Below are 23,810 nucleotides of genomic sequence, written 5' to 3' on the forward strand. Positions count from 1 at the left end.
AGACTATGGCTTCACTAAAAGAAGTAAAAACCAGAATAAATTCGGTACAGAGTACCCGAAAAATCACTTCAGCAATGAAGATGGTGGCTTCTGCCAAGTTACACAAGGCACAGGGAGCCATTGAAAACATGCTGCCTTATCAGAGGAAACTGAATAAGATATTGACCAACTTTCTGAGTGCTGACCTTCCGGTAGAGTCTCCATTCTGTGCGGAACGCCCTGTCAAGCGTATTGCTATTGTAGCTTTCTCTTCCAACAGCTCTTTATGTGGTGCTTTCAATGCGAACGTACTAAAGATGTTTTTGCAGACGGTTGGAGAATATCGTGAGCTGGGGCAGGATAATATCCTGATCTATCCGGTTGGCAAGAAAATAGAGGAAGCTGTGAAAAAATTAGGATTTTTTTCTCAAGGGAGCTATCAGAGACTGGCAGATAAGCCTTCGTACGATGAAGCTGCTACGTTGGCCAAATTGTTGATGGAACTTTTTCTGGAGAAGAACATCGACCGGGTGGAGTTGATTTATCATCATTTCAGATCGATGGGAATACAGGAGCTGTTGCGTGAAAGATACTTGCCGATTGATCTGTCTGCCGTTCAGAATGAAGACGGGAAAACCGGAATGGTAAATGACTATATCATAGAACCTTCCGCAGCCCAGTTGATAGCAGATCTGATTCCGCAGGTTTTGAGTCAAAAGATCTTTACGGCTGCTCTCGATTCTAATGCATCCGAACATGCCGCACGTACTTTAGCTATGCAAATAGCAACGGATAATGCCAATGAACTGATTCAGGAACTGACAAAGCAGTATAATAAGACCCGCCAGCAAGCCATTACAAACGAGTTGCTTGATATTGTGGGCGGTAGTATGGCTTAAACTTTCCACAGGGGGCACAAAGGTTGCGGAGTTGTTATCAATGAAGAAACTGACAACTAATCATCGTCCGTAGCCTTTGTATCTTCTGTGGCAAAATAACTTATTATTATATTGGTTTCTTCTTTCTTTTGCTATAACTTTGTAGCAAAGTATTATTTCATGGAAGAAAATCACGAATTAGAATTAGCCTGGCAAGTCATTGAAAATACCGGTACCCATCTGTTTCTGACAGGAAAAGCCGGAACCGGAAAAACAACCTTCCTTCGTCGGTTAAAGGAATTAACTCCCAAACGCATGGTAGTGGTCGCTCCTACGGGGATTGCTGCCATTAATGCCGGAGGTGTCACCATACACTCTTTTTTCCAATTAAACTTTGCGCCATATATTCCGGAGAGTACATTCAATTCTGCCCAACAAAGCTTCCATAAATTCGGGAAAGAAAAAATCAATATTATCCGTAGTATGGACCTGTTGGTGATCGATGAAATCAGTATGGTACGTGCCGATCAACTTGATGCGGTGGATGCAGTGTTGCGTCGTTATCGGGATCGTTCGAAACCTTTTGGAGGTGTTCAACTTCTGATGATAGGCGATTTACAGCAGTTGGCTCCGGTAGTAAAGGAAGAAGACTGGAACTTGTTGACCTCTTATTATGACACGGCATTTTTCTTTGGCAGTCATTCACTGAAAGAGACTGAATATATCACTATAGAGTTGAAGAAAGTCTATCGACAGAGCGATACGGCTTTTGTCGGATTATTAAATAAAATCAGAGACAAAGAGGCCGACGAATCTGTGCTGGAAGAATTGAATAAACGTTATCTTCCGGAGTTTCGTCCGAGAGAAGAAGAAGGGTACATCCGGCTGACGACACATAATTATCAGGCCCAGCAATATAATGACAGACAGCTGCTTTCTCTTTCCGGCAGGGCTTTCAGCTTTCAGGCGAGGGTAGAAGGTACTTTCCCGGAATCGGCTTATCCGGCGGATGAAATGCTCACTGTCAAGGAAGGGGCTCAGATTATGTTTATTAAAAACGACTCTTCTGGGGAACATCGATATTATAATGGAATGATCGGTTTGGTTACGGCTGTTGGTAAAGATGGCATCCGGGTGAAAGGAAATGGAGAATCGCAGGACTTTTTACTTGAAACGGAAGAATGGACAAATAGTAAATACAGTCTGAATCCGCAGACGAAAGAGATAACGGAAGAGGTTGAAGGTACTTTCCGGCAGTATCCTATTCGTTTGGCATGGGCTATAACGATCCATAAAAGTCAGGGTTTGACTTTTGAACGTGCCATCATTGATGCAAACGCTTCTTTTGCTCATGGGCAGGTTTATGTTGCGCTGAGTCGTTGTAAATCTCTTCAGGGACTGGTACTCAGTTCTCCTTTAAGGAGAGAGTCTATTATCAGTGACGACACGATTGACGAATTCACCCGTAATGCCGGAGAACTGACCCCTGATAAGCATAAGCTGGCTCTGTTGCGTCAACATTATTTCTACGAGTTGCTATGTGAACAATTCGATTTTCATCCTCTTGAGCAACATTTCGCACGTGTTCTGCGTCTGCTCGATGAACACTTATACCGACTCTATCCAAAGTTGCTGGAACGGTATAAAGAAACGATCGATCTGTATAAAGCTCAGATAATGAAGGTTGCCGATACTTTCAAGTTGCAATATTCGACTCTGTTGATGGAGGTGGAGGACTATGACGCAAATCCGAAACTGAATGAACGAATTGTGGCCGGTGCCCATTATTTCCGTAAACACCTGGAGGATTTGTTAAACCCACTGATGGTTTCTACAAAGGTAGAAACGGATAATAAAGAACTGAAAAAGAAATTTTCCGAAGCGTTAGATACATTGAAGACGACACTACATGTGAAGCTGGGAACACTCTATTATACCGAAAAAGAAGGTTTTACCGTATCAGCTTTTCTAAAACATAAGGCTGTCCTGACCTTATCCGTTTCCGGAGGAGAAAGTACATCCTCGTCCGGAAGATCAGAACGTAAACCCCGAACTGCTGAAAAAATAGAAGTTCCTACCGATATCCTACATCCGGAACTGTATAAACAGTTGATTGCATGGAGAAATTCAGAAGCTTCGAAAGCTAATCTTCCTGTTTACACTGTTATACAACAGAAAGCAATACTGGGCATTGTGAATTTATTGCCCTGTGATACGGCTTCGTTAGTGCGTATTCCATATTTTGGGAAGCGTGGTGCCGAAAAGTACGGCGATGTTTTGCTTGAAATGGTGAGCCGATATGTAAAGGAACAGGGAATAGAACGTCCACCAATGCCTGCAATAACATTGACCCTCAAAAAAGAAACTAAGGAACCAAAAGAGCCAAAGCCTCTAAAAGAAACTAAACCCGTGAAGGAGCCAAAACTTGACACCAAAGAGATAACCTATCGTCTTTTCAGGCAGGGGAAAAATATCGAAGAGATAGCCAAGGAACGTGAGTTGGTTTCAGGGACTATAGCCGGACATCTGGAGCATTATGTACGCTTGGGAGCAGTTAAGATAGAGCAGCTCGTTCCGAAAGAAAAGATTATGAAAATTACCCGTTATGTGCAAGCTAATGGAAGTGACAAAGGACTTACGGCAATTAAAGCTGCTTTGGGTGATGAGGTTTCATATGCAGATATAAGGCTGGTACTTGCTGCCGGAAAAAAAGAATCATAAGATTTGTACGTCAGTCAGCTTACGTTTTACCGTGGTTGACTGACGTACCCAATGCTTAGTCAGGTAAATTATAATAGTGCCTCTTCTATTAACGCTTTTAGTTGCGTTTTATTCATGGTTCCTAATTTCATGGTCGGTTCTCCTCCAACAGGACAAAGCAGCAGATTAGGGATTGTACGAATGGCAAAAGCCGCTTCCAATTCCGGTTCCTGATCTACATCCACTTTATAAATATCTATTTTACCATTATATTCTACAGCCAGTTGATCCAGTATGGGTGACAGTGCTTTGCAATATACACACCAGGGAGCATGAAAATCTACCAGGCAGGGCTTGTTGCCTTTAAACTTCCATTCTTTCGGATATCCTTGATAATCTGCAACTTTTTCTACAAAACTTTCTTTGGTTAAATCGATGACTTTCATATTTCTATTTTTTAAAGGGTTACTACTTGTTTGTTTCTTTGATGTTGCAAAGATAGGAAGATCGGAGTTATTGGCAGATAGCTATTTCTCCTATTGTATTAGCAATTCTTCCTTGTCCTGCTTTTTCCGCTTTCTAATAACTTTCTAATCTCATCTGAGTATCTTATAATTGCTTTCAAACGGTCTGCGTGAAGTGTGAATTGTACTTTTGTCATCAAAATAACAAGGACTATGACCAGAAAGTTTTTTATTCTCTTTTTTCTTGGATTTTTCGGAATTGCCGGAGCACAGCAACCCTCCGGGAGCTTGACGCTGAAAGAGGCCGAGCAACGTTTCCTGAAATGTAATTTATCCCTATTGGCCGAACGCTACAATATAGATATGGCACAAGCCAGGTTGCTTCAAGCTCGATTATTTGATAACCCGGTGATCTCATTCGAACAAAATGTTTACAACCGGCTTAATGGCACTTATTTTGATTTTGGTAAGAGCGGTGAATCTGTTGTAGAGATAGAACAGGTGATCCGTCTTGCCGGACAACGGAATAAGCAAATACGGTTGGAGAAAATAAACCGGGAAATTGCCGGCTATCAGTTTGAGGAGGTAATGCGGACTTTACGTCAGGAGCTTGGGGAAGCTTTTATCGAAGTTTACTATCTGTCAAAGTCATTATCGGTTTATGATAAAGAGGTCAGTTCGCTTGAACATTTGTTGGCAGGCATTAAGGAACAGCATGTGAAGGGGAATGTTTCTTTAATGGAGATGACCCGTCTCGAGTCAATGCTGTTCTCCTTGAAAAAGGATATGAGCGAATGTGAGAGCCATTATCTATCACGGCGGGGAGAGTTGAATTTATTATTGAACTTGCCCATTGATTTTCGCACTGAGCCAATAGTAGATGAAGGTTCGCTTGAACGTCTGACCATAAATGGATTGTCTTATGCCGGTTTACAAGAGATGGTATCCGTGAGGCCTGACCAAAAGATGGCACGTAGTAATATCATTGCTTCGCAAGCCGATCTGAAATTACAGAAATCGTTGGCCTTTCCCGAATTTTCAGTGAAAGGTAACTATGATCGTCAAGGTAATTTTATTAATAATTATTTCGCTATCGGGTTTAGTATGTCTGTTCCTATCTTTAACCGTAACCAAGGGAATATCAAGATGGCACGCTTCAATCTCCTGAAGGCAGGCCGGGAGCAGGAATATATTCGCAGTAAAGCTGAGATAGAACTGTATGCTGCCTATACTGCCTTAGATAAAGCGTTCAGGCTTTATCGGTCAGTAGATAGGGGATTGGAACATAACTTTGAGAAACTGATAGCCGGAGCCAATGAAAACTTTATCAAACGTAATATCAGTCTTTTAGAGTTTATCGATTTTTACGATAGCTATAAAGAGACCTGCATTCAGCTTTATGATATAAAGAAAAACGTATTTCTCGGCATTGAGAATCTGAATGCAGTAGTCGGGCAACATGTCTTTAATAATTAAATCCATATAATTTATGAATTGGACAAAATACTTTCCATGTATATTGATTCTGGGGTTGGGAGGTTGTTCATCAAAGATGAAGCAATCTGAGGTGCATACAAACTTATGTCTGACAGATAGTTTACTGAAAATAGTCTCTGTCGATACGGTACATCTGCATGATGTGACGGATGAACTGGTTCTAAACGGGCGTGTGACTTTCAATCAGGAGCAGGTAGCGCACATTTATCCTATGTTTGGCGGTACTGTGGCGGAGCTTCATGCCGAAGTAGGGGATTACGTACGAAAGGGAGATATACTTGCGGTGATCCGTAGCGGTGAAGTGGCTGACTACGAGAAACAAATGAAGGAAGCAAACCAGCAGGTTATCATTACCCGTAGAAATATGGATGCCACTCAGGATATGTTCGATTCAGGATTGGCGTCTGATAAAGACGTATTGCAGGTGCGACAGGAATTGGCTAATGCAGAGGCGGAAGAGAACCGCATCAAAGAAATCTTTTCCATCAACCATTTCAGCGGTCGATCATTTTACGAAATCAAATCTCCGGTTTCCGGTTTTATTGTAGACAAAAAGGTGAGTAAAGACATGCAACTCCGCTCCGATCAGAGTGAGGAGATATTCACTGTTTCCGGCCTGGAAAATGTATGGGTGATGGCAGATGTTTATGAAAGTGATATTAGCAGAGTAGTTGAAGGAGCACCCGTACATATCACTACCTTGGCTTATCCCGATAAGGTCTTTTCCGGAAGTATCGATAAAGTCTATCACATGCTGGATACCGAAAGTAAGACGATGAATGTGCGCATTAAATTGTGTAATGAAGATTACTTGCTGAAGCCGGGTATGTTTACCAATGTCGGTGTGGAGTGTAAGTCGTCCGGGAAACAAATGCCCCGGATCGATGCACATGCCCTGATATTCGAAGGAGGGAAAAACTATGTTGTGGCAGTGGCTACGGACCACCGTTTATCGATTAAGGAGATTGATGTTTACAAACAGCTGAGTAAGGAATGTTATGTCCGTTCCGGACTTTCAGAAGGTGACAGAGTGTTGAATCAAAATGTATTATTGGTCTACAATGCTTTGAATGCAGACTAAAAGCGAAAAAAACTATGCATAAGTTTATAGACAATATTGTGGCTTTTTCGTTGAAGAATAAGTTTTTCGTCTTTTTTTGTACGGTGATTGCCATCATCGCCGGTGTGGTTTCATTCAGACACACTCCGATCGATGCATTTCCCGATGTGACGAATACGAAAGTGACCATCATTACCCAGTGGCCGGGACGCAGTGCCGAAGAGGTAGAGAAGTTTATTACGATTCCGGTGGAGATAGCCATGAATTCGGTACAGAAGAAGACAGATATCCGTTCGACAACCTTGTTTGGGTTGTCAGTCATCAATGTGCTGTTTGAGGATCATGTGGATGATTTTGTTGCTCGTCAACAGGTATATAATTTATTGAATGATGCCGATCTGCCGGAAGGAGTAACTCCTGAGGTGCAGCCTCTCTACGGACCTACAGGAGAGATTTACCGCTATACCCTGCGAAGTGACAAACGGAGTGTACGCGAACTGAAAACGATTCAGGATTGGGTGATCGATCGCAATCTGCGTGCCGTATCGGGTGTGGCGGATATTGTCAGTTTCGGTGGTGAAGTAAAAACCTGTGAAGTAAGTGTCAACCCAAACCAGTTAATCAATTATGGCATCACCTCGCTGGAACTTTATGATGCCATTTCGAAGAGTAATATTAATGTGGGCGGAGATGTAATAACCAAAAGCTCCCAGGCTTATGTCGTAAGAGGTATAGGGCTGATTAACGATTTGGAGGAGTTGCGGAACATTGTAGTGAAAAATATCAATGGTACTCCCATTCTGGTGAGGAATCTGGCTGATGTCCGTGAATCTTGTTTACCTCGTCTGGGACAGGTAGGGCGAATGGACGAGGATGATGTCGTGGAAGGTATTGTAGTGATGCGCAAGGGAGAGAACCCGGGTGAAGTGATATCCGGGCTGAAGATGAAAATAGATGAATTGAACGAAAGCATCTTACCGACGGATGTAAAGATTGTACCTTTTTATGATCGGGAAGACCTGGTGGATCTTGCTGTACATACAGTAACGCACAATCTGGTGGAAGGCATACTATTGGTAACTTTCATTGTATTCATCTTTATGGCGGACTGGCGGACAACGGTAGTGGTAGCTGTCATTATCCCTTTATCCCTGTTGTTTGCTTTTATCTGCTTGCATGTAATGGGGATGTCCGCCAATCTGCTTTCTATGGGAGCCATTGACTTTGGGATCATAATAGACGGGGCCGTAGTGATGGTAGAAGGTATATTCGTTGCTCTCGATCGGAAAGCGAGAGAAGTGGGGATGCCCGTTTTCAACCGGATGTCGAAGATGGGGCTGATCCGGAATACTGCCAAAGAAAAGGCCAAAGCGGTCTTTTTCTCCAAGCTGATTATTATTACGGCGTTAATCCCCATATTCTCGTTTCAAAAGGTGGAAGGGAAAATGTTTTCTCCTTTGGCTTATACATTGGGGTTTGCTTTACTGGGGGCCTTGATTTTTACTTTGACCCTGGTTCCGGTCATGTCATCCATCCTGTTAAGGAAAAATGTGAGTGAGAAAAGTAATTTTCTGGTGAGTTTTATTAGAGAGAAAAGTTCGGCCTTATTTGCCATTTTTCATGCTCATCGTAAGCTGTCCATCGGATTAGCTTCTTTGGTCGGAGGAGCCGGGCTGTTTCTTTACTCTTTTCTGGGGATGGAGTTTCTGCCGCAGTTGAATGAAGGAGCCATCTATATTCGTGCTACCCTTCCGCAAAGCATTTCTCTGGATGAGTCAGTTTCACTTGCCAACAGAATGCGTAGAGAGCTGTTGGCTTTTCCCGAAGTAAAGCAGGTGCTCTCGCAAACCGGGCGCCCGAATGATGGGACTGATGCTACCGGTTTTTACAATGTGGAATTTCATGTTGATATTTATCCGGAGAAAGAGTGGGAGAGCGGACTCAGTAAAGAACAGTTGATTGAAAAAATGCAATCTGCCCTTGCTCTCTATCCCGGTACCGATTTCAATTTCTCACAACCGATTACCGACAACGTGGAGGAAGCCGCTTCGGGTGTAAAAGGTTCTATTGCCGTTAAGGTTTTCGGGAAGGATTTATATGAGGCAGAGAAACTGGCTGTACAGATAAACAAAGTATTGGGAACCGTAGCGGGTATTGAAGATCTGGGAGTGATCCGGAATATAGGTCAGCCGGAACTTCGCATCGAGTTGAACGAAAAACAGCTTGCCCGTTATGGTGTATCGAAAGAAAATGTACAATCTATTATTGAGATGGCCATCGGAGGTAAATCTGCTTCATTGCTCTATGAAGACGAGCGTAAGTTCAATATCATGGTTCGTTATAATGAAGAGTTCCGCCAGAACGAAGAGCAGATAGGTAAGATTCTGGTACCAGCGATGGATGGTGCGATGATCCCGATCAAGGAATTGGCAGATATCCGGACCATTACAGGACCATTGCTTATATTCCGTGACAGCCATACCCGTTTTTGTGCTGTTAAGTTCTCTGTACGTGGTCGTGCCATGGGGTCTGCCGTTGCCGAAGCACAAAAGAAAGTGGAAGCTTCGGTACATCTTCCGGACGGATATACACTGAAATGGACCGGAGATTTTGAGAATCAGCAACGTGCCAGCAAACGCCTTGCACAGGTTGTTCCCGTCAGTATTGCCATTATATTCGTTATCCTCTTCATCCTGTTTTCCAATGCCCGGGATGCAGGACTGGTATTGTTGAATGTCCCATTTGCGGCGGCCGGCGGTATCATTGCCCTATTGATCACTCACTTCAACTTCTCAATTTCTGCCGGGATCGGTTTTATAGCCTTGTTCGGCATCTGCATTCAGAACGGAGTGATTATGATTTCGGGTATTAAGTCGAATGTGCATTCGCACATGTCTTTGGCCGAAGCAGTGAAGAGTACGGTTCATTCTCGGGTCCGGCCGGTTGTGATGACGGCTGCTATGGCTGCTATCGGACTGATGCCGGCAGCCATGAGCCATGGTATCGGCTCCGAGTCGCAGCGTCCGCTTGCCATTGTTATTATCGGTGGCGTATTGTGTGATACTTTCTTTACGCTTTTTATTTTTCCGCTGATTGTAGAGGCCATTTATGGTAAAACTTTGTTTGATAAAGATGGAAAACTGCGGCAAAGACGAGTGTAAACCGTATATTTGTCACTTTAAAACTCAAAAGTTATGGCAAAGATATTATTGGTAGAAGATGAAGTGAATATAGCTTCGTTCATAGAACGGGGACTGAAGGAGTTCGGACATACAGTGTCAGTTGCCAATGACGGTAATTCCGGATGGGAACTGATCCGGCAGGAAGTATTCGATCTGCTGATCATAGATATTATTATGCCCGGAATGAATGGCTTGGAGCTTTGCCGTCTCTATCGCCGTCAGTATGGTTATCTGGTTCCGGTGATTATGTTGACTGCGCTGGGTACGACGGAGGATATCGTAAAAGGATTGGATGCGGGAGCTGACGACTACTTGGTGAAGCCTTTCAGCTTTCAGGAACTGGAAGCCCGGATCAAGGCCATCCTGCGTAGAGGAAGAGAAGATTCCGCCCGGCAGTTGGTATGTGATGATTTGGTGCTTAACTGTAACAGCCGCCGTGCCAGACGTGGAGAAGCGGAGATAGACCTCACCGTCAAGGAATACCGTTTACTGGAATATTTTATGACCCATCAGGGATTGGTACTTTCGCGCCTGACATTATTGAGAGATGTATGGGATAAGAATTTTGATACGAATACCAATGTAGTGGATGTATACGTAAACTACCTTCGTGGTAAGATTGATAAAGACTTTAGTAAGAAACTGATTCATACTGTAGTTGGTTCCGGATATATCATGTATGCCTGACTAAAAAACACCTGACTATGAAAATCGGACGTAAGATTGCCCTCTTTTATACATTGATAACAGTGTTGACCACCATGATCGTTATTGGAGTGTTTTATCTCTTCAGTTCGAGGTATATCGACGGATTGTATCAGTCGTATCTTCGGGAAAAAGCTTTTCTGACTGCCCAGAAACATTGGGAACGGGATGAGGTGGACGAACAAAGCTATCTGGCCATTCAACGGAAGTATGATGAACTGTTGCCGGAGGCCAAAGAGATTTTGCTGAATATGGACAGTGACGTCGTGGTACGTGATACGTTGAATAAATATCTTTCTGCCGGGCAACAAAAACTGCTCCTTGATTCAAAAGAGATGTCATCGGTATCTTTTGTCCATAAAGATATGTTGGGCGCTGCTTTGTACTATCCTGACAATGAGGGAAACTTTATCGTAATCGTAATGTCGCATAATGGCTATGGGGTTAAAATACAGGAACATTTGCTGGTATTATCTACCTTCCTGATACTCAGCAGTTCAGTATTGATCTTCTTCATGGGGCAACTTTATTCTACGAGAATATTAATCCCCTTACAACATATTTTATTGCAGCTGCAGCGGATACGGGGCAATAGCCTGAACCGCCGACTGAAGACTACCGGCAATAAAGATGAACTGGATCATTTGATAGAAGCATTAAACAGTATGCTCGACCGTATCGACACTGCGTTCAAAGCAGAAAAATCGTTTGTCAGCCATGCTTCCCACGAATTGAATAATCCCATTACCGCCATTCAGGGTGAGTGTGAAATCAGTTTGTTAAAGGAGCGTAGCACGGAGGAATATGTCGAAGCCCTTCAACGAATTGCCGGGGAAAGCAAACGTCTCTCTAACTTGATCAGGCATTTGATGTTTTTGTCGAGGCAGGAAGAGGATATCCGGAAAAACAACGTCGAAAAGATTTATCTGGCAGACTTATTACAGGAGATGAGTTCTGCTGTTCCTCGCCTCCGGTTGCAATATCCGGAGGAGGGCGTAAAGAGTGCTGTGGTCGATGCAAATCCCTATTTGTTTAAGATAGCCTTGCAGAACATTATAGACAATGCCTGCAAGTATTCGCAAGAAGAGGTGATTGTGCGGCTTTACAAAGAGGGGGAACGATGGGGAATAGCGGTCGGGGACTCCGGAATCGGAATTCCCAAGGACGAGATAGAACATATCTTCCAGTCGTTCTACCGGGGAAGTAATACGAGAGAATATACAGGGCAGGGGGTTGGACTCAGCCTTTCAGCGAAAATATTTTCTGTTTACGGAGGAAAAATAGAGATTGCCTCCGAAGAAGGGAAGGGGACGGAAGTGAAGGTCATTTTCGGGTGACGCATCATCCGGATTTCTAAGTGGGGTACGTACGTTAGCATATGCTTTGGCACGTATATGATGGGCTGTTAAAATATCACAATAAGAAGATGTTTCTTGCATTTATAACATCAATAAGAGGCAATCTGTGTTTGTAGATGAGTGTTGCATTCTTAATAAAGTGTTTTAAAAAGCAAGAACTATGTCGTTGAGTAATCTGCTAATCATATTTTCATCCTCCTTTATGGCTTTGTTTCCCGTAGTAAACCCTTTGGGAAACGGTTTTGTTGTAAATGGCTTTTTTACAGACCTGGACCCAAAACAGCGAAAGACTGCCATTCAGAAGCTGATTTTCAACTTTATAATGATCGGTGTCGGTACTTTGGTGATAGGGCATCTGTTTTTGTTGATTTTCGGTCTGGCCATTCCTGTGATTCAGCTTGGAGGCGGCATACTGATTTGTAAAACGGCAATGGAATTGCTTGCCGATTCCGGTTCTTCTGATAAGGGAGAGTCTAACCAGAATCTGGATAGCTTTAAATGGAAGAATATAGAACAGAAGATATTTTACCCCATCACATTCCCCATCAGCATCGGTCCCGGCAGTATATCTGTCATATTCACTTTGATGGCCTCTGCCAGTGTCAAAGGGAAACTACTGCAGACCGGAATCAACTATTTTGTTATCGCACTTGTCATCATCTGTATGGCTGCGATACTGTATGTTTTCCTCTCACAGGGGCAGAGGATTATTCAGAAACTCGGGCCTGTAGGCAATCAGATTATAAATAAGCTCGTAGCCTTTTTTACATTTTGCATCGGCATACAGATTTCGGTAACAGGTATATCTCAGATCTTTCATCTGAATATCTTGTAATGATGAAAGGTTGATATGTATTTATCAGCAACCGGATCTCTGCTTATAGATACCCTTTCAGCACCTTTGCGATCCGTTTGTATCCTTCTGCATTCGGATGCAGTCCGTCACGGAACAGAGAAGAGTCTATCGATCCGTCTTTTTGCGTCAGTTGCGGAGCAAGGTCAATGTAAGTACAGTCTTTGCCTGCCAGTTGTTTTTGTAATTCCGCATCGATTCCGGCAATGCGGGCTTCCATCCCTTTTCTTGGCAGGATGCCCATGATACAGAGTTTTGCCTGCGGCTGACGTTCATGAATGGCTTTTGCGATCCGGCAGATACCTTCTATAATTTCTTCATCACTGTTGAATAACAGATTATTGGTACCTATCAGCAGAAATATATTGCGAGCCTGGAAACCGTCCAGTTCTCCGTGATAGATGCGCCATAGTACATTCTCTGTTTTGTCCCAGCCGAATCCGAGGTTGCGTACACTTCTCCCTTTGAATAATTTCTCCCAGGATTCTTTGCCAAACTGGTTATGCGCGATGGGTTCGCCTCCCCAGAAGTGTGTTATCGAGTTGCCGATCATCACTATTTCAGGAGCACTTTGTTTGTTCAGTTTCAAGATTTCTTCGTGACGGCCGTACCAATCATACGGATCTCTTTGTTGCTTGCATGGGATGCACGAAGCAGGTCCTTGATTGTCTTCACGCAAAATTTCACGTATTTTCTTCTGGTAGCTGTCAGCGTATTGTTGCATACCCAGGTCGGTGGAGTGAACACCATCTACCATGGCATCCATCGGGATACCGATCTCTTCCTTGGTCAGATAGTATACAGCCGGAACCTGCTCTTTTTGTAACGTTTCATATGCCTTGCGCAGTTCTGCATTGGCTACACGATAAGATTCTTCCGCACTTTCGGAACTATATTCGTTACTATAACCGTCGTGTTCTACCAGCAAGATAGGGGTCCGGCTCTTTTCACGCAGCTTTTTCACTCCTTTCAGAGTGCGCTCGTATACAACGGCGGATTCTTTCTTTCCCGACAGATTGGGCATGCAATCGATGATATACAATTGCGCATCGATTTCAGACAATAGATCAAAGAGCGCTTCTTCCAGCTTTCCATTGCCGGAGAAACCAAGATTGATGACCGGATGTCCCAATTTCCGGTTTAAAATATTTCCCCATGCCATGCCCGGGCGGGAAGCGCAAGCTCCTTGTGCAATAGAAGTACCGTATATAACCAGTGGTTTTTCTTGTGAGACCGGTAGAAAACGGAAAGAGGCATCGGCAGGAACTCCTATTTCCATCCACGATACTTTATTGTATAACGGCAAAAATAATTGATATTCGAACCCGTTACCGGATTTGGCTGCATATGAAAGTCCGCTGAAACTGTAGGTTATCGTGTCACCCATGGAGTATCGTCCGGCACACCATCGTTCCCGTCCGTTGTTGTCCGTAGCGTATAAGTCTACACCCGAAACTCCGGTTGCCGGCATGTGTGGCATAGAGAGTCCGCCTTTCACCACATAACGAATCTTTATTTCCGGTGCATTGGAACGGAACGCAACAGACAGTCCTGCACTTTGCTGCGCCAAATCCCATAAAGGCTTGCGCACTTTATCCCGGGCCCGTAGAGGCAGTCGGGCATATGAATCTTTTAATTCGCTCTGCCATGCTTGTCCGCGCACCACATGGATATCTTGGTTTAATGGATTTGCCCATTTGTATTGTGCTTGCAGAGAAACACATCCCAGGAAAAGGGCTAAAAGGGAAAGTTGGAGTTTGGTTGTTTTCATAATCATCATCGTATTAGGGGCATGTAAAGGTAATTATTCCATCTCAAATATGCAATCGTCCTGACCAATAATAGACGAGTTACACACGGCTCTTTCATCTAACAACCGTCTTCCTCCCTTGTCCCTCCCCACAAAACCTTCCATTCGCACACAGCGATGTGGAAACAGCGCTTCGTTGTTTCTTTTTTAAGAAAGAATCCGGCCGGCTATTACCGGAGAAGTGTAGTAGATTAACCATTGTCATACAACTCTTTATCCAAGCCCGCGTACCTGGGCTGACGAGCCCGCATACCCGGGCTGATGAGCCCGCATACCCGGGCCGATGAGCCCGCATGCCCGGGCCGAGATAAAGATCCGACCATTTGCACTAAAGAGAGTAAGGGAAATGAAATGCTTTTAGAGAGATAAACGGATAAGAAATTGGACATATCCATTTGTTTTCCAAATCGTTACTATTGAAATATCCCCTAAAACAGCGGGTGGAAGATGGAAGATGGGGGTGGAAGATAAATGGCATAAAAACCGCATCTTCCACCAATCTATACATCTCACAATCAACGATATGCACTCTAAAAGGTGGAAGATGGAAGATCGAAACGCGCTTTTTGTATGAGAGGAAGGCAGGGTATGAAAGATTCGTGCGAGTTACACAACTGGTCCATGACGAGTTGTACAACCGGTATATGCCGGGGTACACAACTCGTCTATAGGTAGTTCAAGACCTTCACCGGATAAAGTCCGGTCAGAACCTGATAATCATTACTGAAAAATAGGGGAATCTCTTCTCACGGAGTTCTTCGTTGGAGCAAGAGTAGTATTCCTTCTCTGTTCCTACATTCTCAAAATAGTGATACTGATATTCTGGATGGCTGTTTATGCATTGGTGTACTTCTTCTACACATTGCGAGAGCTTCATAATGACCACTACGGTTTGTTGCTTCAGGTAATTTTCCAGCTCTTTGGTTGTGACAAGTCCGGGTAGTATAATCAGCCGTTCTTCCCGGCTGACGATGTGCATGCCTGCCATTGCTCCGGAAGCTATAAAAGCGGGAATACCTGCAATCTGTTCTACAGGGATACCGTCTTCCCGCAACTTGTCGTAAATATAATGGATGGAAGAGTAGAGACCTGCATCTCCTTCAGCCACAATTACAATGTTTTTTCCTTCCGCACGGAGTGTTTTGCTGCTTTCGTATACAGCTTCGTAGGCTTTTAGAGCTTGTGTCCGATCTTTGTCCATTGGAAGCCGAAAACATTGTACGGTGTCCGAGAATCCGAGAGTGTCCAAGATGGAAAGTGCCCGTGACGAAGATTTCCCGTCGCGGGTCATGGTGGCAGGACAAAAGATACAGTCGGCCGTTTGCAGGGCTTTGAATCCTTTCAGCGTTATCAGGTCCGGTTCACCCGGTCCTAAAGATACGAAACGTATGGGGTGTGATGTTGTCATTTGCTATCGGTTTATCATCTTAATGTTCTGCAAAAGTGAGGAAAATATCCCTATGAAACAAGAATTATTAAGTATCTTTGACCGCTATAATCTGAATTAAAAGACGAATACCGATGAAACAATTCCTGATTGGATGCGCACTGCTGGCCTGTATTTCTTTTGCCGGTTGCCGTCCGAAGAACAACCAGAACGTAACAACTGTAACCTGTGAGGCGGCCGATACTTCTTCCATCCGTATCACACCTGTTTATGCCAAAGGATTCAGAGTGACTTATACACCTACGTGCCGTTTGGTCGATATCAGTGATCCTCAGAAGGAAGGCGGCGAGTCTTTTCATTATGCGCTTGTACCCAGAGGCGTGAAACCCGAAAATATTCCTGCTGACTATACGGTCATAGAAACGCCTGTTAAAAGTGTTATCTGTATGACCTCCTTGCAGTTATCAAATTTCATTAAACTGGATGCTTTAAGTCATGTGGTAGGTATTACGAGCACCCGCCATCTTTTCAACAAAGAGATGAACGAACGTCTGAAGCAAGGGAAAACAGCTAAGATAGGTATTGAGGGGAATTTCGATAACGAAGTAATCATGAGTGTAAATCCCGATGTCATTTTCATCTCACCATTCAAACGAGGCGGATACGATGCCATGCGTGAAGTAGGTATTCCGCTGGTTCCGCATCTGGGTTACAAAGAGATGACTCCGTTGGGGCAGGCCGAGTGGATTAAGTTTATCGGACTTTTTATAGGTGAAGAAGAAGCGGCCAACCGGAAGTTTGCGGCTATTGAAAAGCATTATAACGAACTGAAAGAGCGGGTTGCCCATGTAGAAAAGCGTCCGGTAGTTTTCAGTGGAGAAATCCGGGGAGGCAACTGGTATGCTGTAGGAGGTAAGAGTTTTCTGGCACAACTTTTCCGTGACGCAGGAGCCGACTATTTCTTGAAAGACGATCCCCGTTCAGGAGGTGTCACGCTCGATTTTGAAACGGTGTATAGCCAGGCAGAGAATGCCGATTATTGGCGCATCGTCAATAGTTTCGACGGAGCCTTTTCTTATGATGCACTGAAAAGCGAAGATCCGAGATATGCCGATTTCCGGGCTTTCCGTGATAAAGGGGTGATTTATTGCAATATGCGGGAGAAGCCGTTTTATGAAAGTATGCCTACCCAGCCGGAAGTTGTACTGGAGGATTTGATTAAAGCTTTTCATCCGGATTTGTTGCCCGATTATACTCCTGTTTATTACGAACGCCTCAATTGATCTGCCTGATGAAACGACCGACAGTACCTCTTATGTTGCTTATAGCGGCATCTATTTTTATCTTTTTCCTGTTGAACCTTCTTTTGGGTTCGGTTTCCATCCCTATCGGTTCGGTATGGAACATACTTTGGGGAGGGACAGATGAGTCCATTATCTGGCAGAATATAATCTGGAAATCACGTGTGCCACAGGCCCTGACAGCTTTAGTGGCCGGTGCCGGGCTTTCCATCAGTGGTTTGCAGATGCAAACCGTATTCCGTAATCCGCTGGCGGGACCTTCCGTACTTGGAATCAGTTCCGGTGCCAGTCTGGGGGTAGCTTTTGTCGTATTGCTGTCCGGTGCGTTGGGAGGTGTGGCACTTAGCAAACTGGGATATATGGGTGAAGTGGCACTTTCGTTAGCGGCTGTTATCGGAGCCTTGTCGGTTATGGCACTTATTGTATATGTGTCGCAAAAAGTGAAAGGGAACGTCACACTGTTGATAATCGGTGTGATGATTGGGTATGTGGCAAGTGCTATCATCGGTGTACTCAAATATTTTAGTGTGGAAGAAGATATCCGTGCCTATGTGATCTGGGGACTGGGAAGTTTTGCCCGTGTCTCCGGAGATCAGATGACTTTGTTTGTCTGCATTATGGTCGTACTGATTCCGCTCTCTTTCTTGTTGATTAAAACCATGAACCTGATGTTGCTTGGCGATGGATATGCCCGTAACCTGGGATTGAACATAAAGCGTGCCCGGCTTTTGGTAATCTCTTGTTCGGGAGTGCTTGTCGCCATTGTGACGGCTTATTGTGGTCCGATCATGTTTATCGGTTTGGCGGTTCCCCACCTTTGCCGTGCCATCTTTCACACTTCGGATCACCGCATCCTGATGCCGGCTACTTTGCTGGCGGGGGCGTCACTGGCTTTGGTGTGTAATCTGGTGGCCCGTATGCCGGGGTTCGAGGGGGCACTTCCTGTCAACTCCGTGACAGCATTGGTCGGTGCGCCGGTCGTGGCATCTGTGTTGTTCCGTAAACGTAAAAGTGAATTAAGTGAATAAAGATATGAAGCAGAAGACCATTCATATAGAGAATCTTTCGATAGGCTATCTGGGTAAGACCGATGTCAAAGTGGTGGCCGACCGCATCAATGCCGGCATTAACTGTGGAGAATTGACTTGCTTACTGGGCGCCAATGGAGTGGGGAAGTCTACTTTGTTGCGTACGCTTTCGGCTTTTCAGCCTAAACTGGGAGGCAAGATAGAAATTGTGGGTAAGGAAATCGATGCGTATACCGACAAGGAGTTGTCGACTGTGATTAGTGTGGTGCTCACCGAGAAATGTGACATACGCAATATGACGGTACACGAGCTTGTAGGTTTAGGCCGGAGTCCGTATACCGGTTTTTGGGGAACACTCCGTGGAAAAGACAAAGAGGTGGTTGAACGTTCTATTGCTCTGGTAAAGATTGAGAATCTGGCGCACCGCATGGTACATACCCTGAGTGATGGTGAGCGCCAGAAAGCAATGATTGCCAAAGCACTGGCACAAGAAACCCCGGTGATTTTTCTGGATGAACCGACAGCCTTTCTCGACTTTCCCAGTAAAGTGGAGATGATGCAATTGCTCCACCAACTGAGCCGGCAGACCAACAAAACGATTTTTCTTTCTACCCACGACTTAGAGTTGGCTTTACAGATTGCCGATAAAATATGGCTGATGGATAAGATGAATGGAGTGACTATCGGCACTCCCGAAGATCTTTCCCTAAGTGGTAAATTGAGTAGTTTCTTCGCTCGTAAAGGTATTGTATTCGATCTGGAGACCGGTTTGTTCCGGGTAGATAATGAATATACATCACGAATACGTCTGGTAGGGCACGGACAGAAATATGCCATGGTACGTAAAGCCTTGCAGCGTAATGGAATTCTGGCAAATCGTAACATTGAGTCCGATATTTATATCGAAACCGGTGATTTGAAAGAGGGTAATGGATTCATTATGCATCTGCAGGAAGGAGAAGTGGTGACGGTGGGGAGTATTGAAGAATTGTTGGAGAAGTTAGGATGAAGCCCGCTTTTTCACCACAGAGGACACAGAGGATTAATATCTGATTTTGCGAATACGTCAAATAAGAACATTAAAACTCTGTGCCCTCTGTGTCTCCTCTGTGGTGAAAAAATATAAGTGTCGATACTATTCAGACAAGCAGGCTGCCATTCCTTCTTCCAATGTGCGTGGGTTGTATCCGATTTCAGTTTTAGCTTTTTCAATGCTCAATCCGCTAAAGCGGGGACGGGGAGTAGCCTCTTGCATTTCTTCGGTAGTGACGGGCTCAATCAAAGAACGGTCCAGTTTCAGAAAATCGGCTACCCGGTAGGCGATTTCGGCAATCGTGAGACATTCATTCCCGCAAATGTGATAGATTCCGTTGGAGGAGTGAAACATCAGTTTTTCTACTCCTTCCGAAATATCTCCTACAAAAGTCGGTGTACGCCATTGGTCGGATACAACACGAATTGTTTCCCCTTTTCTCAACCGGTTGGCAACTAACTGAAGAATGTTGCCATGCTGCCCCGTGAGAGCCTTTCCATAAACAACAACTACACGCACTATTGCATAATTGCTGCAGCAATCAGCCACCACTTTTTCAGCTTTCAGTTTCGTAACTCCGTAATAATTGACCGGAGAGGCTTCATCTTCTTCTTTGTAGAGTTGATTGCTTTTACCATCAAATACAAAATCAGTTGACAGATGGATGAAACGGCTGCCATACTGTTCACAGGCATGTGAAATGGTTTCAACAGCCGTTACATTCGTGGCTTCAGCTTCTGCATGGTGAGTTTCACAATAATCCGGCACCGAAAGGGCAGAAGTATTGATTACAATGTCCGGTTGGGATTCATTGAATAACCTTTGTACGGCATCTGTGTCCCGAATGTCTGTACGTACAAAACGGTAACCCTTTCCGGGGCAGATATCATCTCTTAAAGAACATCCGGTGACATTGTAGATAGATTTAGCCGACAAATCGTTCAGTATCCGGCGGCCCGTAAATCCGTTTGCACCGATAATCAGTATGTTTTTCATTTCTTTCTTTTTTAATATGGATAGTAGCGTCCTTGTTGAACCTCGATGCGGATACCGAAATTACCATCGGAAGATTTCATTTCAAAAGCACCTTTGAAGTTATTCTTTTCCCATGGCATGGCACCATGGTTAGGCACCTTCTGGCCTTTGGCATTATATTCTCCGTATGTATTCAGGCGCATGCCGTTTTTCAGTTTAAACGATCCCATCTGGAGTTGTTGTGGAGACGAGAAGAAACCACCAAATCCGTATGAAAGAGAGGGCGTGAATACATTGGATAACCCTTGTGTCATTATAATGTCGGGATTTAGACTGAATATTCGGCTATAATCTTTGCTCGCATCGGGCAGCTCGAATTTATATTCCGGTAGTTTGGGAGGAGCTGCCATAAACAGTCCCATGTCGATCAGGAAGTCTCCGTATTGTTTGACGGTAGAGGGCAAATGCCGGATGCTGTCGGACGGTAATTCCGACTGTGCAGAAAGTGAGGCCGTACTCAGTAACAGCAGCAAAAAGAATATCAGCTTCTTCATATCCGTTGGGTTTATCTTTAGTGTCGCAAAGATATGAAAATAATCAGCTTGCCGTGAATCCTTTATTTCTTTTTTAGATGAATTACGGGACCGAAAACAGGGGTGGTTTCCCAGTGCCCTTTTATTGGATTAAATTCATGGACAGCTCCCCCGGTAATACCGAATTTATCATTGAACATGTAGTCGAGTGTACCTCCGAAATGGCTTTGCATATAGAGATCGGTAACCATATAGTCCATTTTAGAGTTACGTTGGCCATTAAGTGAATATTGTCCGAATACGTTCAAGTAATTCCTGACGGATTTCGGGCACAGTCCTGCGATGACCTGTGACGCTGTCTTGCGGTTGTTCCGTTTGTGCAAAGGCTATCGTAGACATGATTGCCAGTATAAATGTGCTGTATATCTTTGAGGTTATCATGCTGTTTTTTTAGTTTAATATCAATTTGTATCCGATTCCTCTGACATTTACGATGCGTATATGTTCGTCAGCCGATAATTTATGTCGGAGTTTAGTGATGAAAACATGTAAGCTCCGTGAATTGAAAAAACTATCGTCTCCCCAAAGGTCGAGTAGTACATTCTGTGTGTTGACTACCTGATTCTGATTTTCGCAAAGCCGTTTTAGAATTTCTGTTTCCCGATGGGAGAGCTCTTGTTTCAATCCGGCATGTGTCAGTGTTTGTGCAAGGGTATCGAACAAATAGTTGCCTATCTCAAACCGTGTGGTTATTTTCTTTTCTTCTGCAAAACTGAATGCCTTACCTACCAATGCTTTAATACGGATGATCAGTTCCTGCATTCCGAATGGCTTTTTCAGGTAATCATTGGCACCCAATTCAAAACCTTCTACTACGTCATTGATGGCCGAACGGGCTGTCAGGAAAAGTACCGGGGTCTGTTTATCGGTCTGGCGGATACGTCTTACCATCTCAAAGCCATCCATACGTGGCATCATCACGTCGGCTACCAGCACATCCGGACGTGTGTCGAAAAACATACGCAATCCCTCTTCACCGTTGGCAGCAATGGTGAGGGTGAAGTCATTCTCTTCAAGTGTATCCTTGATAATCATGGCGAGGGTTAGTTCGTCTTCCACTAATAATACTTTAATTTTCTCTTTCATAACATAATGGTGAATGTACTACCGTGTCCTGGTTCGCTTTCTACACAAACTGTGCCTCCATGCTTCTCAATCATTGTTTTCACATAGTAGAGTCCCAGACCGTATCCTTTTACGTTATGGAGATTTCCGGTCGGTACACGGTAAAATTTGTCGAATATATGTTTTTGTTTCTCTTGTGCGATACCTATTCCCTCATCGGTGACTGAGATTTCTACTTTTCCGTTAACTTCTGTTTCACGACAGCGGATATGGATAACGGCTTTCTCTGGTGAGTATTTCACGGCATTGTCTATCAGATTACTCAGAATATTGCTGAAATGAGTCCGGTCGGCAAATACCGTAAGATCTTCTGGTTCTGTTTTATAGTCAATGCTGACGGGTTTCTTTGCTTTGAGTCGGTGTTGCTCTGCTAATGTTTCGAGCAAAGGGATAAGAGTTATCTCTTCCGGGCGGAGTCGGAAAGCCTTACGCTGTTCCATACTCATCGTTAGTATCTGTTCGACCAGCCCACTGAGTCTTTGCAGTTGCTCCTGGCTGATATTTAGATATCTGTCTCGCTTTTCTTTCTCATCAGCTTGTCCGAAGTTTAGCAATGCGTCGTTGGCGGCATATGCCACAGCTATAGGGGTCTTTAATTCATGCGTGATGTTGTTGGTGAAATCACTTTTCATTTCTTCCAGTGTTTTCTGTTTCAGCAATGTACGGATCAAGTACCAGAAAGAGAATCCTAATATCAACAAGATGATAAATGAAGTAATAAGTATACCAGCCATCTGCCGGACAATAACTCCGGCTACAGAATCCATCCGGAGGCGGTAGAGCGAGTGTGAATGGATGTCGAAAGTATAGTCGTAAGTATGTGCATCCGGTCCGGGGATGTAGTCCGCTGTACCGGCAACTCCCAAGGTATCGGTAAAAAACTGAGTAGAATCGAGAGTGTGGCTGAAACGCAGATATTCTATCCGATATGGAAGTGTTATTCCCCTTTCTTGCAGGTTTAGTGTCAGCAGGCTGTCGTAGGACTGAAAGTCGGGATCCATGATTATGTCAAGTCCCGAATGTAATCCCCTTTGAAAATAAGTAGCCAGTTCGAGCATGCTACTCTGATCTTTCAATAATAGGTCCAGACCACCTTTCGTTTGTAGCATGGCAGTTTTCACTTCCTGCGAAGTAGAGTCCTTGGGGATTACTTTTATTTCCTTTTGATCATTACGGACTACGATCAGGGTGTCCAGTTTTTTTTCGGTTCTAAGAATGGTGTCCTGTTGTACATCCATACCTTTGGGAACCTTCTCTTTATGAACTGTAGTGCTGCTGCGAACCAGTGTTCCACCTTCATCATTGTACCCGGCAGAGACAGAGATCTCACCATGATCTTTGTCATCACGGCGCATGCATTCTATGCGTAGCATCATTTCATTATAATCACATGTGCGCATAGCCTCGGTAATGGAATGCTCCATGTCTGTTTTCATGGTATGGTACATGCTGACCAACCAATATGTCTGGTAGGCAAAAATAGCTATCAAAGAGGCTATTACGAGTATGGCAATATGTTTTATGGGGAGTTTCATGCAAACAAAGATAATAGTAAACTTTCTGGATTATCACATCTGATAAGACTAAATAACACTAAAGTCAAAAACTACAGTGACGAAATAGCCTGATTAGCAGGATATTCGTGAAGTCAAAGAAATATGAATAGTGAATTAGGTAACGATTGATTTTTGAGGTCAATTTCATTATTCTGCATTAATCTTCAAAGAACTCTCTTTCAGGCAAAGATAAAATATTTGTTTGTTACTTCGATAACTTGGATTGGAAATATATAAAATTGAGAATTTGTCTGTTTTTGTCTGCATATATACTGAGTTTCAAAAGATAGCTAATATGTCGATTTTTTAATGTATTGATAATGAAT

At 43.9% G+C, this 23,810-nt stretch carries 19 protein-coding genes and 1 pseudogene; 11 read left to right on the top strand and 9 right to left on the bottom strand.

Annotation, left to right across the window (positions count from 1 at the left end; genetic code table 11):
- Window positions 1-5 precede the first annotated feature (5 nt).
- Together G7Y45_RS12815 and G7Y45_RS12820 are read left to right on the top strand one after the other, a co-directional pair.
- A complete protein-coding gene (locus G7Y45_RS12815; protein ID WP_022011735.1) occupies window positions 6-878 on the top strand; it encodes a F0F1 ATP synthase subunit gamma in 873 nt (290 codons plus the stop codon).
- A gap of 159 nt (window positions 879-1,037) precedes the next feature.
- On the top strand, window positions 1,038-3,578 hold the full coding sequence (locus G7Y45_RS12820) for a helix-turn-helix domain-containing protein (protein ID WP_165014716.1): 2,541 nt from the start codon (window positions 1,038-1,040) through the stop codon (window positions 3,576-3,578).
- Window positions 3,579-3,646: 68 nt separating this feature from the next.
- On the opposite strand, the gene G7Y45_RS12825 is transcribed toward G7Y45_RS12820, so the two are convergent.
- Complete coding sequence (locus tag G7Y45_RS12825; RefSeq protein ID WP_005777545.1) at window positions 3,647-4,003, bottom strand: co-chaperone YbbN; 357 nt, start codon at window positions 4,001-4,003, stop codon at window positions 3,647-3,649.
- Between the two features lie 231 nt (window positions 4,004-4,234).
- On the opposite strand from G7Y45_RS12825, the gene G7Y45_RS12830 reads away from it, so the two are divergent.
- From G7Y45_RS12830 to G7Y45_RS12855, 6 genes are all read left to right on the top strand, one after another.
- Window positions 4,235-5,497, top strand: coding sequence for a TolC family protein (locus G7Y45_RS12830; RefSeq protein WP_165014719.1), 1,263 nt, complete (start codon window positions 4,235-4,237; stop codon window positions 5,495-5,497).
- A gap of 13 nt (window positions 5,498-5,510) precedes the next feature.
- Window positions 5,511-6,599: an efflux RND transporter periplasmic adaptor subunit gene (locus tag G7Y45_RS12835; protein ID WP_165014722.1), complete on the top strand. Its 1,089-nt coding sequence runs from the start codon at window positions 5,511-5,513 to the stop codon at window positions 6,597-6,599.
- A 14-nt stretch (window positions 6,600-6,613) separates the two neighbouring features.
- Window positions 6,614-9,739: an efflux RND transporter permease subunit gene (locus tag G7Y45_RS12840; RefSeq protein WP_005777550.1), complete on the top strand. Its 3,126-nt coding sequence runs from the start codon at window positions 6,614-6,616 to the stop codon at window positions 9,737-9,739.
- A 33-nt stretch (window positions 9,740-9,772) separates the two neighbouring features.
- The gene (locus G7Y45_RS12845) at window positions 9,773-10,447 is read left to right on the top strand and encodes a response regulator transcription factor (protein WP_005777552.1); all 675 of its coding nucleotides are present in this window, start codon (window positions 9,773-9,775) and stop codon (window positions 10,445-10,447) included.
- 17 nt (window positions 10,448-10,464) lie between these two features.
- Window positions 10,465-11,802, top strand: coding sequence for a HAMP domain-containing sensor histidine kinase (locus tag G7Y45_RS12850; RefSeq protein ID WP_005805741.1), 1,338 nt, complete (start codon window positions 10,465-10,467; stop codon window positions 11,800-11,802).
- A gap of 181 nt (window positions 11,803-11,983) precedes the next feature.
- Window positions 11,984-12,658 (top strand): MarC family protein, encoded by a 675-nt coding sequence (locus tag G7Y45_RS12855; RefSeq protein WP_005805743.1) that lies wholly within the window; start codon window positions 11,984-11,986, stop codon window positions 12,656-12,658.
- Window positions 12,659-12,701: 43 nt separating this feature from the next.
- Here G7Y45_RS12855 and G7Y45_RS12860 read toward each other — a convergent pair whose 3' ends face one another.
- Window positions 12,702-14,447, bottom strand: a complete 1,746-nt coding sequence (locus tag G7Y45_RS12860; RefSeq protein ID WP_032539383.1) for an SGNH/GDSL hydrolase family protein — start codon at window positions 14,445-14,447, stop codon at window positions 12,702-12,704.
- A gap of 742 nt (window positions 14,448-15,189) precedes the next feature.
- A complete protein-coding gene (locus tag G7Y45_RS12865) occupies window positions 15,190-15,894 on the bottom strand; it encodes a precorrin-2 C(20)-methyltransferase (protein WP_005777562.1) in 705 nt (234 codons plus the stop codon).
- Between the two features lie 113 nt (window positions 15,895-16,007).
- On the opposite strand from G7Y45_RS12865, the gene G7Y45_RS12870 reads away from it, so the two are divergent.
- From G7Y45_RS12870 to G7Y45_RS12880, 3 genes are read left to right on the top strand one after another with little or no spacing between them, the layout of a single operon-like run.
- Window positions 16,008-17,156: an ABC transporter substrate-binding protein gene (locus G7Y45_RS12870; RefSeq protein WP_005820148.1), complete on the top strand. Its 1,149-nt coding sequence runs from the start codon at window positions 16,008-16,010 to the stop codon at window positions 17,154-17,156.
- Window positions 17,157-17,164: 8 nt separating this feature from the next.
- Complete coding sequence (locus G7Y45_RS12875) at window positions 17,165-18,202, top strand: iron ABC transporter permease (RefSeq protein WP_022012794.1); 1,038 nt, start codon at window positions 17,165-17,167, stop codon at window positions 18,200-18,202.
- Window positions 18,203-18,206: 4 nt separating this feature from the next.
- Complete coding sequence (locus G7Y45_RS12880; RefSeq protein ID WP_022012793.1) at window positions 18,207-19,211, top strand: ABC transporter ATP-binding protein; 1,005 nt, start codon at window positions 18,207-18,209, stop codon at window positions 19,209-19,211.
- Between the two features lie 126 nt (window positions 19,212-19,337).
- Here G7Y45_RS12880 and G7Y45_RS12885 read toward each other — a convergent pair whose 3' ends face one another.
- The 6 genes and pseudogenes from G7Y45_RS12885 to G7Y45_RS12910 all read right to left on the bottom strand — a co-directional run bounded on the left by G7Y45_RS12885 (window position 19,338) and on the right by G7Y45_RS12910 (window position 23,463).
- A complete protein-coding gene (locus G7Y45_RS12885) occupies window positions 19,338-20,231 on the bottom strand; it encodes an SDR family oxidoreductase (RefSeq protein ID WP_165014725.1) in 894 nt (297 codons plus the stop codon).
- 11 nt (window positions 20,232-20,242) lie between these two features.
- The gene (locus tag G7Y45_RS12890) at window positions 20,243-20,764 is read right to left on the bottom strand and encodes a hypothetical protein (protein WP_005805756.1); all 522 of its coding nucleotides are present in this window, start codon (window positions 20,762-20,764) and stop codon (window positions 20,243-20,245) included.
- 62 nt (window positions 20,765-20,826) lie between these two features.
- Window positions 20,827-21,054, bottom strand: a pseudogene (locus tag G7Y45_RS12895) (hypothetical protein); the annotation flags it as partial.
- On the bottom strand, window positions 21,023-21,184 hold the full coding sequence (locus G7Y45_RS12900; RefSeq protein ID WP_206265614.1) for a hypothetical protein: 162 nt from the start codon (window positions 21,182-21,184) through the stop codon (window positions 21,023-21,025). The pseudogene G7Y45_RS12895 and the gene G7Y45_RS12900, both read right to left, overlap by 32 nt.
- 9 nt (window positions 21,185-21,193) lie before the next feature.
- Window positions 21,194-21,889: a response regulator transcription factor gene (locus G7Y45_RS12905; RefSeq protein WP_165014728.1), complete on the bottom strand. Its 696-nt coding sequence runs from the start codon at window positions 21,887-21,889 to the stop codon at window positions 21,194-21,196.
- Window positions 21,886-23,463 (bottom strand): cell wall metabolism sensor histidine kinase WalK, encoded by a 1,578-nt coding sequence (locus G7Y45_RS12910; RefSeq protein ID WP_165014731.1) that lies wholly within the window; start codon window positions 23,461-23,463, stop codon window positions 21,886-21,888. The genes G7Y45_RS12905 and G7Y45_RS12910 overlap by 4 nt, the downstream gene beginning before the upstream one ends.
- Between the last annotated feature and the right edge of the window lie 347 nt (window positions 23,464-23,810).

The organism is Bacteroides sp. ZJ-18 (assembly GCF_011038705.2).
Classification (GTDB): Bacteria; Bacteroidota; Bacteroidia; order Bacteroidales; family Bacteroidaceae; genus Bacteroides; species Bacteroides hominis.

Excerpts from the sequence above, each read along its gene's own strand:
- G7Y45_RS12815 (WP_022011735.1), top strand. The coding sequence starts at position 6 with ATGGCTTCACTAAAAGAAGTAAAAACCAGAATAAATTCGGTACAGAGT.
- G7Y45_RS12820 (WP_165014716.1), top strand. The coding sequence starts at position 1,038 with ATGGAAGAAAATCACGAATTAGAATTAGCCTGGCAAGTCATTGAAAAT.
- G7Y45_RS12825 (WP_005777545.1), bottom strand. The coding sequence starts at position 4,003 with ATGAAAGTCATCGATTTAACCAAAGAAAGTTTTGTAGAAAAAGTTGCA.
- G7Y45_RS12830 (WP_165014719.1), top strand. The coding sequence starts at position 4,235 with ATGACCAGAAAGTTTTTTATTCTCTTTTTTCTTGGATTTTTCGGAATT.
- G7Y45_RS12835 (WP_165014722.1), top strand. The coding sequence starts at position 5,511 with ATGAATTGGACAAAATACTTTCCATGTATATTGATTCTGGGGTTGGGA.
- G7Y45_RS12840 (WP_005777550.1), top strand. The coding sequence starts at position 6,614 with ATGCATAAGTTTATAGACAATATTGTGGCTTTTTCGTTGAAGAATAAG.
- G7Y45_RS12845 (WP_005777552.1), top strand. The coding sequence starts at position 9,773 with ATGGCAAAGATATTATTGGTAGAAGATGAAGTGAATATAGCTTCGTTC.
- G7Y45_RS12850 (WP_005805741.1), top strand. The coding sequence starts at position 10,465 with ATGAAAATCGGACGTAAGATTGCCCTCTTTTATACATTGATAACAGTG.
- G7Y45_RS12855 (WP_005805743.1), top strand. The coding sequence starts at position 11,984 with ATGTCGTTGAGTAATCTGCTAATCATATTTTCATCCTCCTTTATGGCT.
- G7Y45_RS12860 (WP_032539383.1), bottom strand. The coding sequence starts at position 14,447 with ATGAAAACAACCAAACTCCAACTTTCCCTTTTAGCCCTTTTCCTGGGA.
- G7Y45_RS12865 (WP_005777562.1), bottom strand. The coding sequence starts at position 15,894 with ATGACAACATCACACCCCATACGTTTCGTATCTTTAGGACCGGGTGAA.
- G7Y45_RS12870 (WP_005820148.1), top strand. The coding sequence starts at position 16,008 with ATGAAACAATTCCTGATTGGATGCGCACTGCTGGCCTGTATTTCTTTT.
- G7Y45_RS12875 (WP_022012794.1), top strand. The coding sequence starts at position 17,165 with ATGAAACGACCGACAGTACCTCTTATGTTGCTTATAGCGGCATCTATT.
- G7Y45_RS12880 (WP_022012793.1), top strand. The coding sequence starts at position 18,207 with ATGAAGCAGAAGACCATTCATATAGAGAATCTTTCGATAGGCTATCTG.
- G7Y45_RS12885 (WP_165014725.1), bottom strand. The coding sequence starts at position 20,231 with ATGAAAAACATACTGATTATCGGTGCAAACGGATTTACGGGCCGCCGG.
- G7Y45_RS12890 (WP_005805756.1), bottom strand. The coding sequence starts at position 20,764 with ATGAAGAAGCTGATATTCTTTTTGCTGCTGTTACTGAGTACGGCCTCA.
- G7Y45_RS12900 (WP_206265614.1), bottom strand. The coding sequence starts at position 21,184 with ATGATAACCTCAAAGATATACAGCACATTTATACTGGCAATCATGTCT.
- G7Y45_RS12905 (WP_165014728.1), bottom strand. The coding sequence starts at position 21,889 with ATGAAAGAGAAAATTAAAGTATTATTAGTGGAAGACGAACTAACCCTC.
- G7Y45_RS12910 (WP_165014731.1), bottom strand. The coding sequence starts at position 23,463 with ATGAAACTCCCCATAAAACATATTGCCATACTCGTAATAGCCTCTTTG.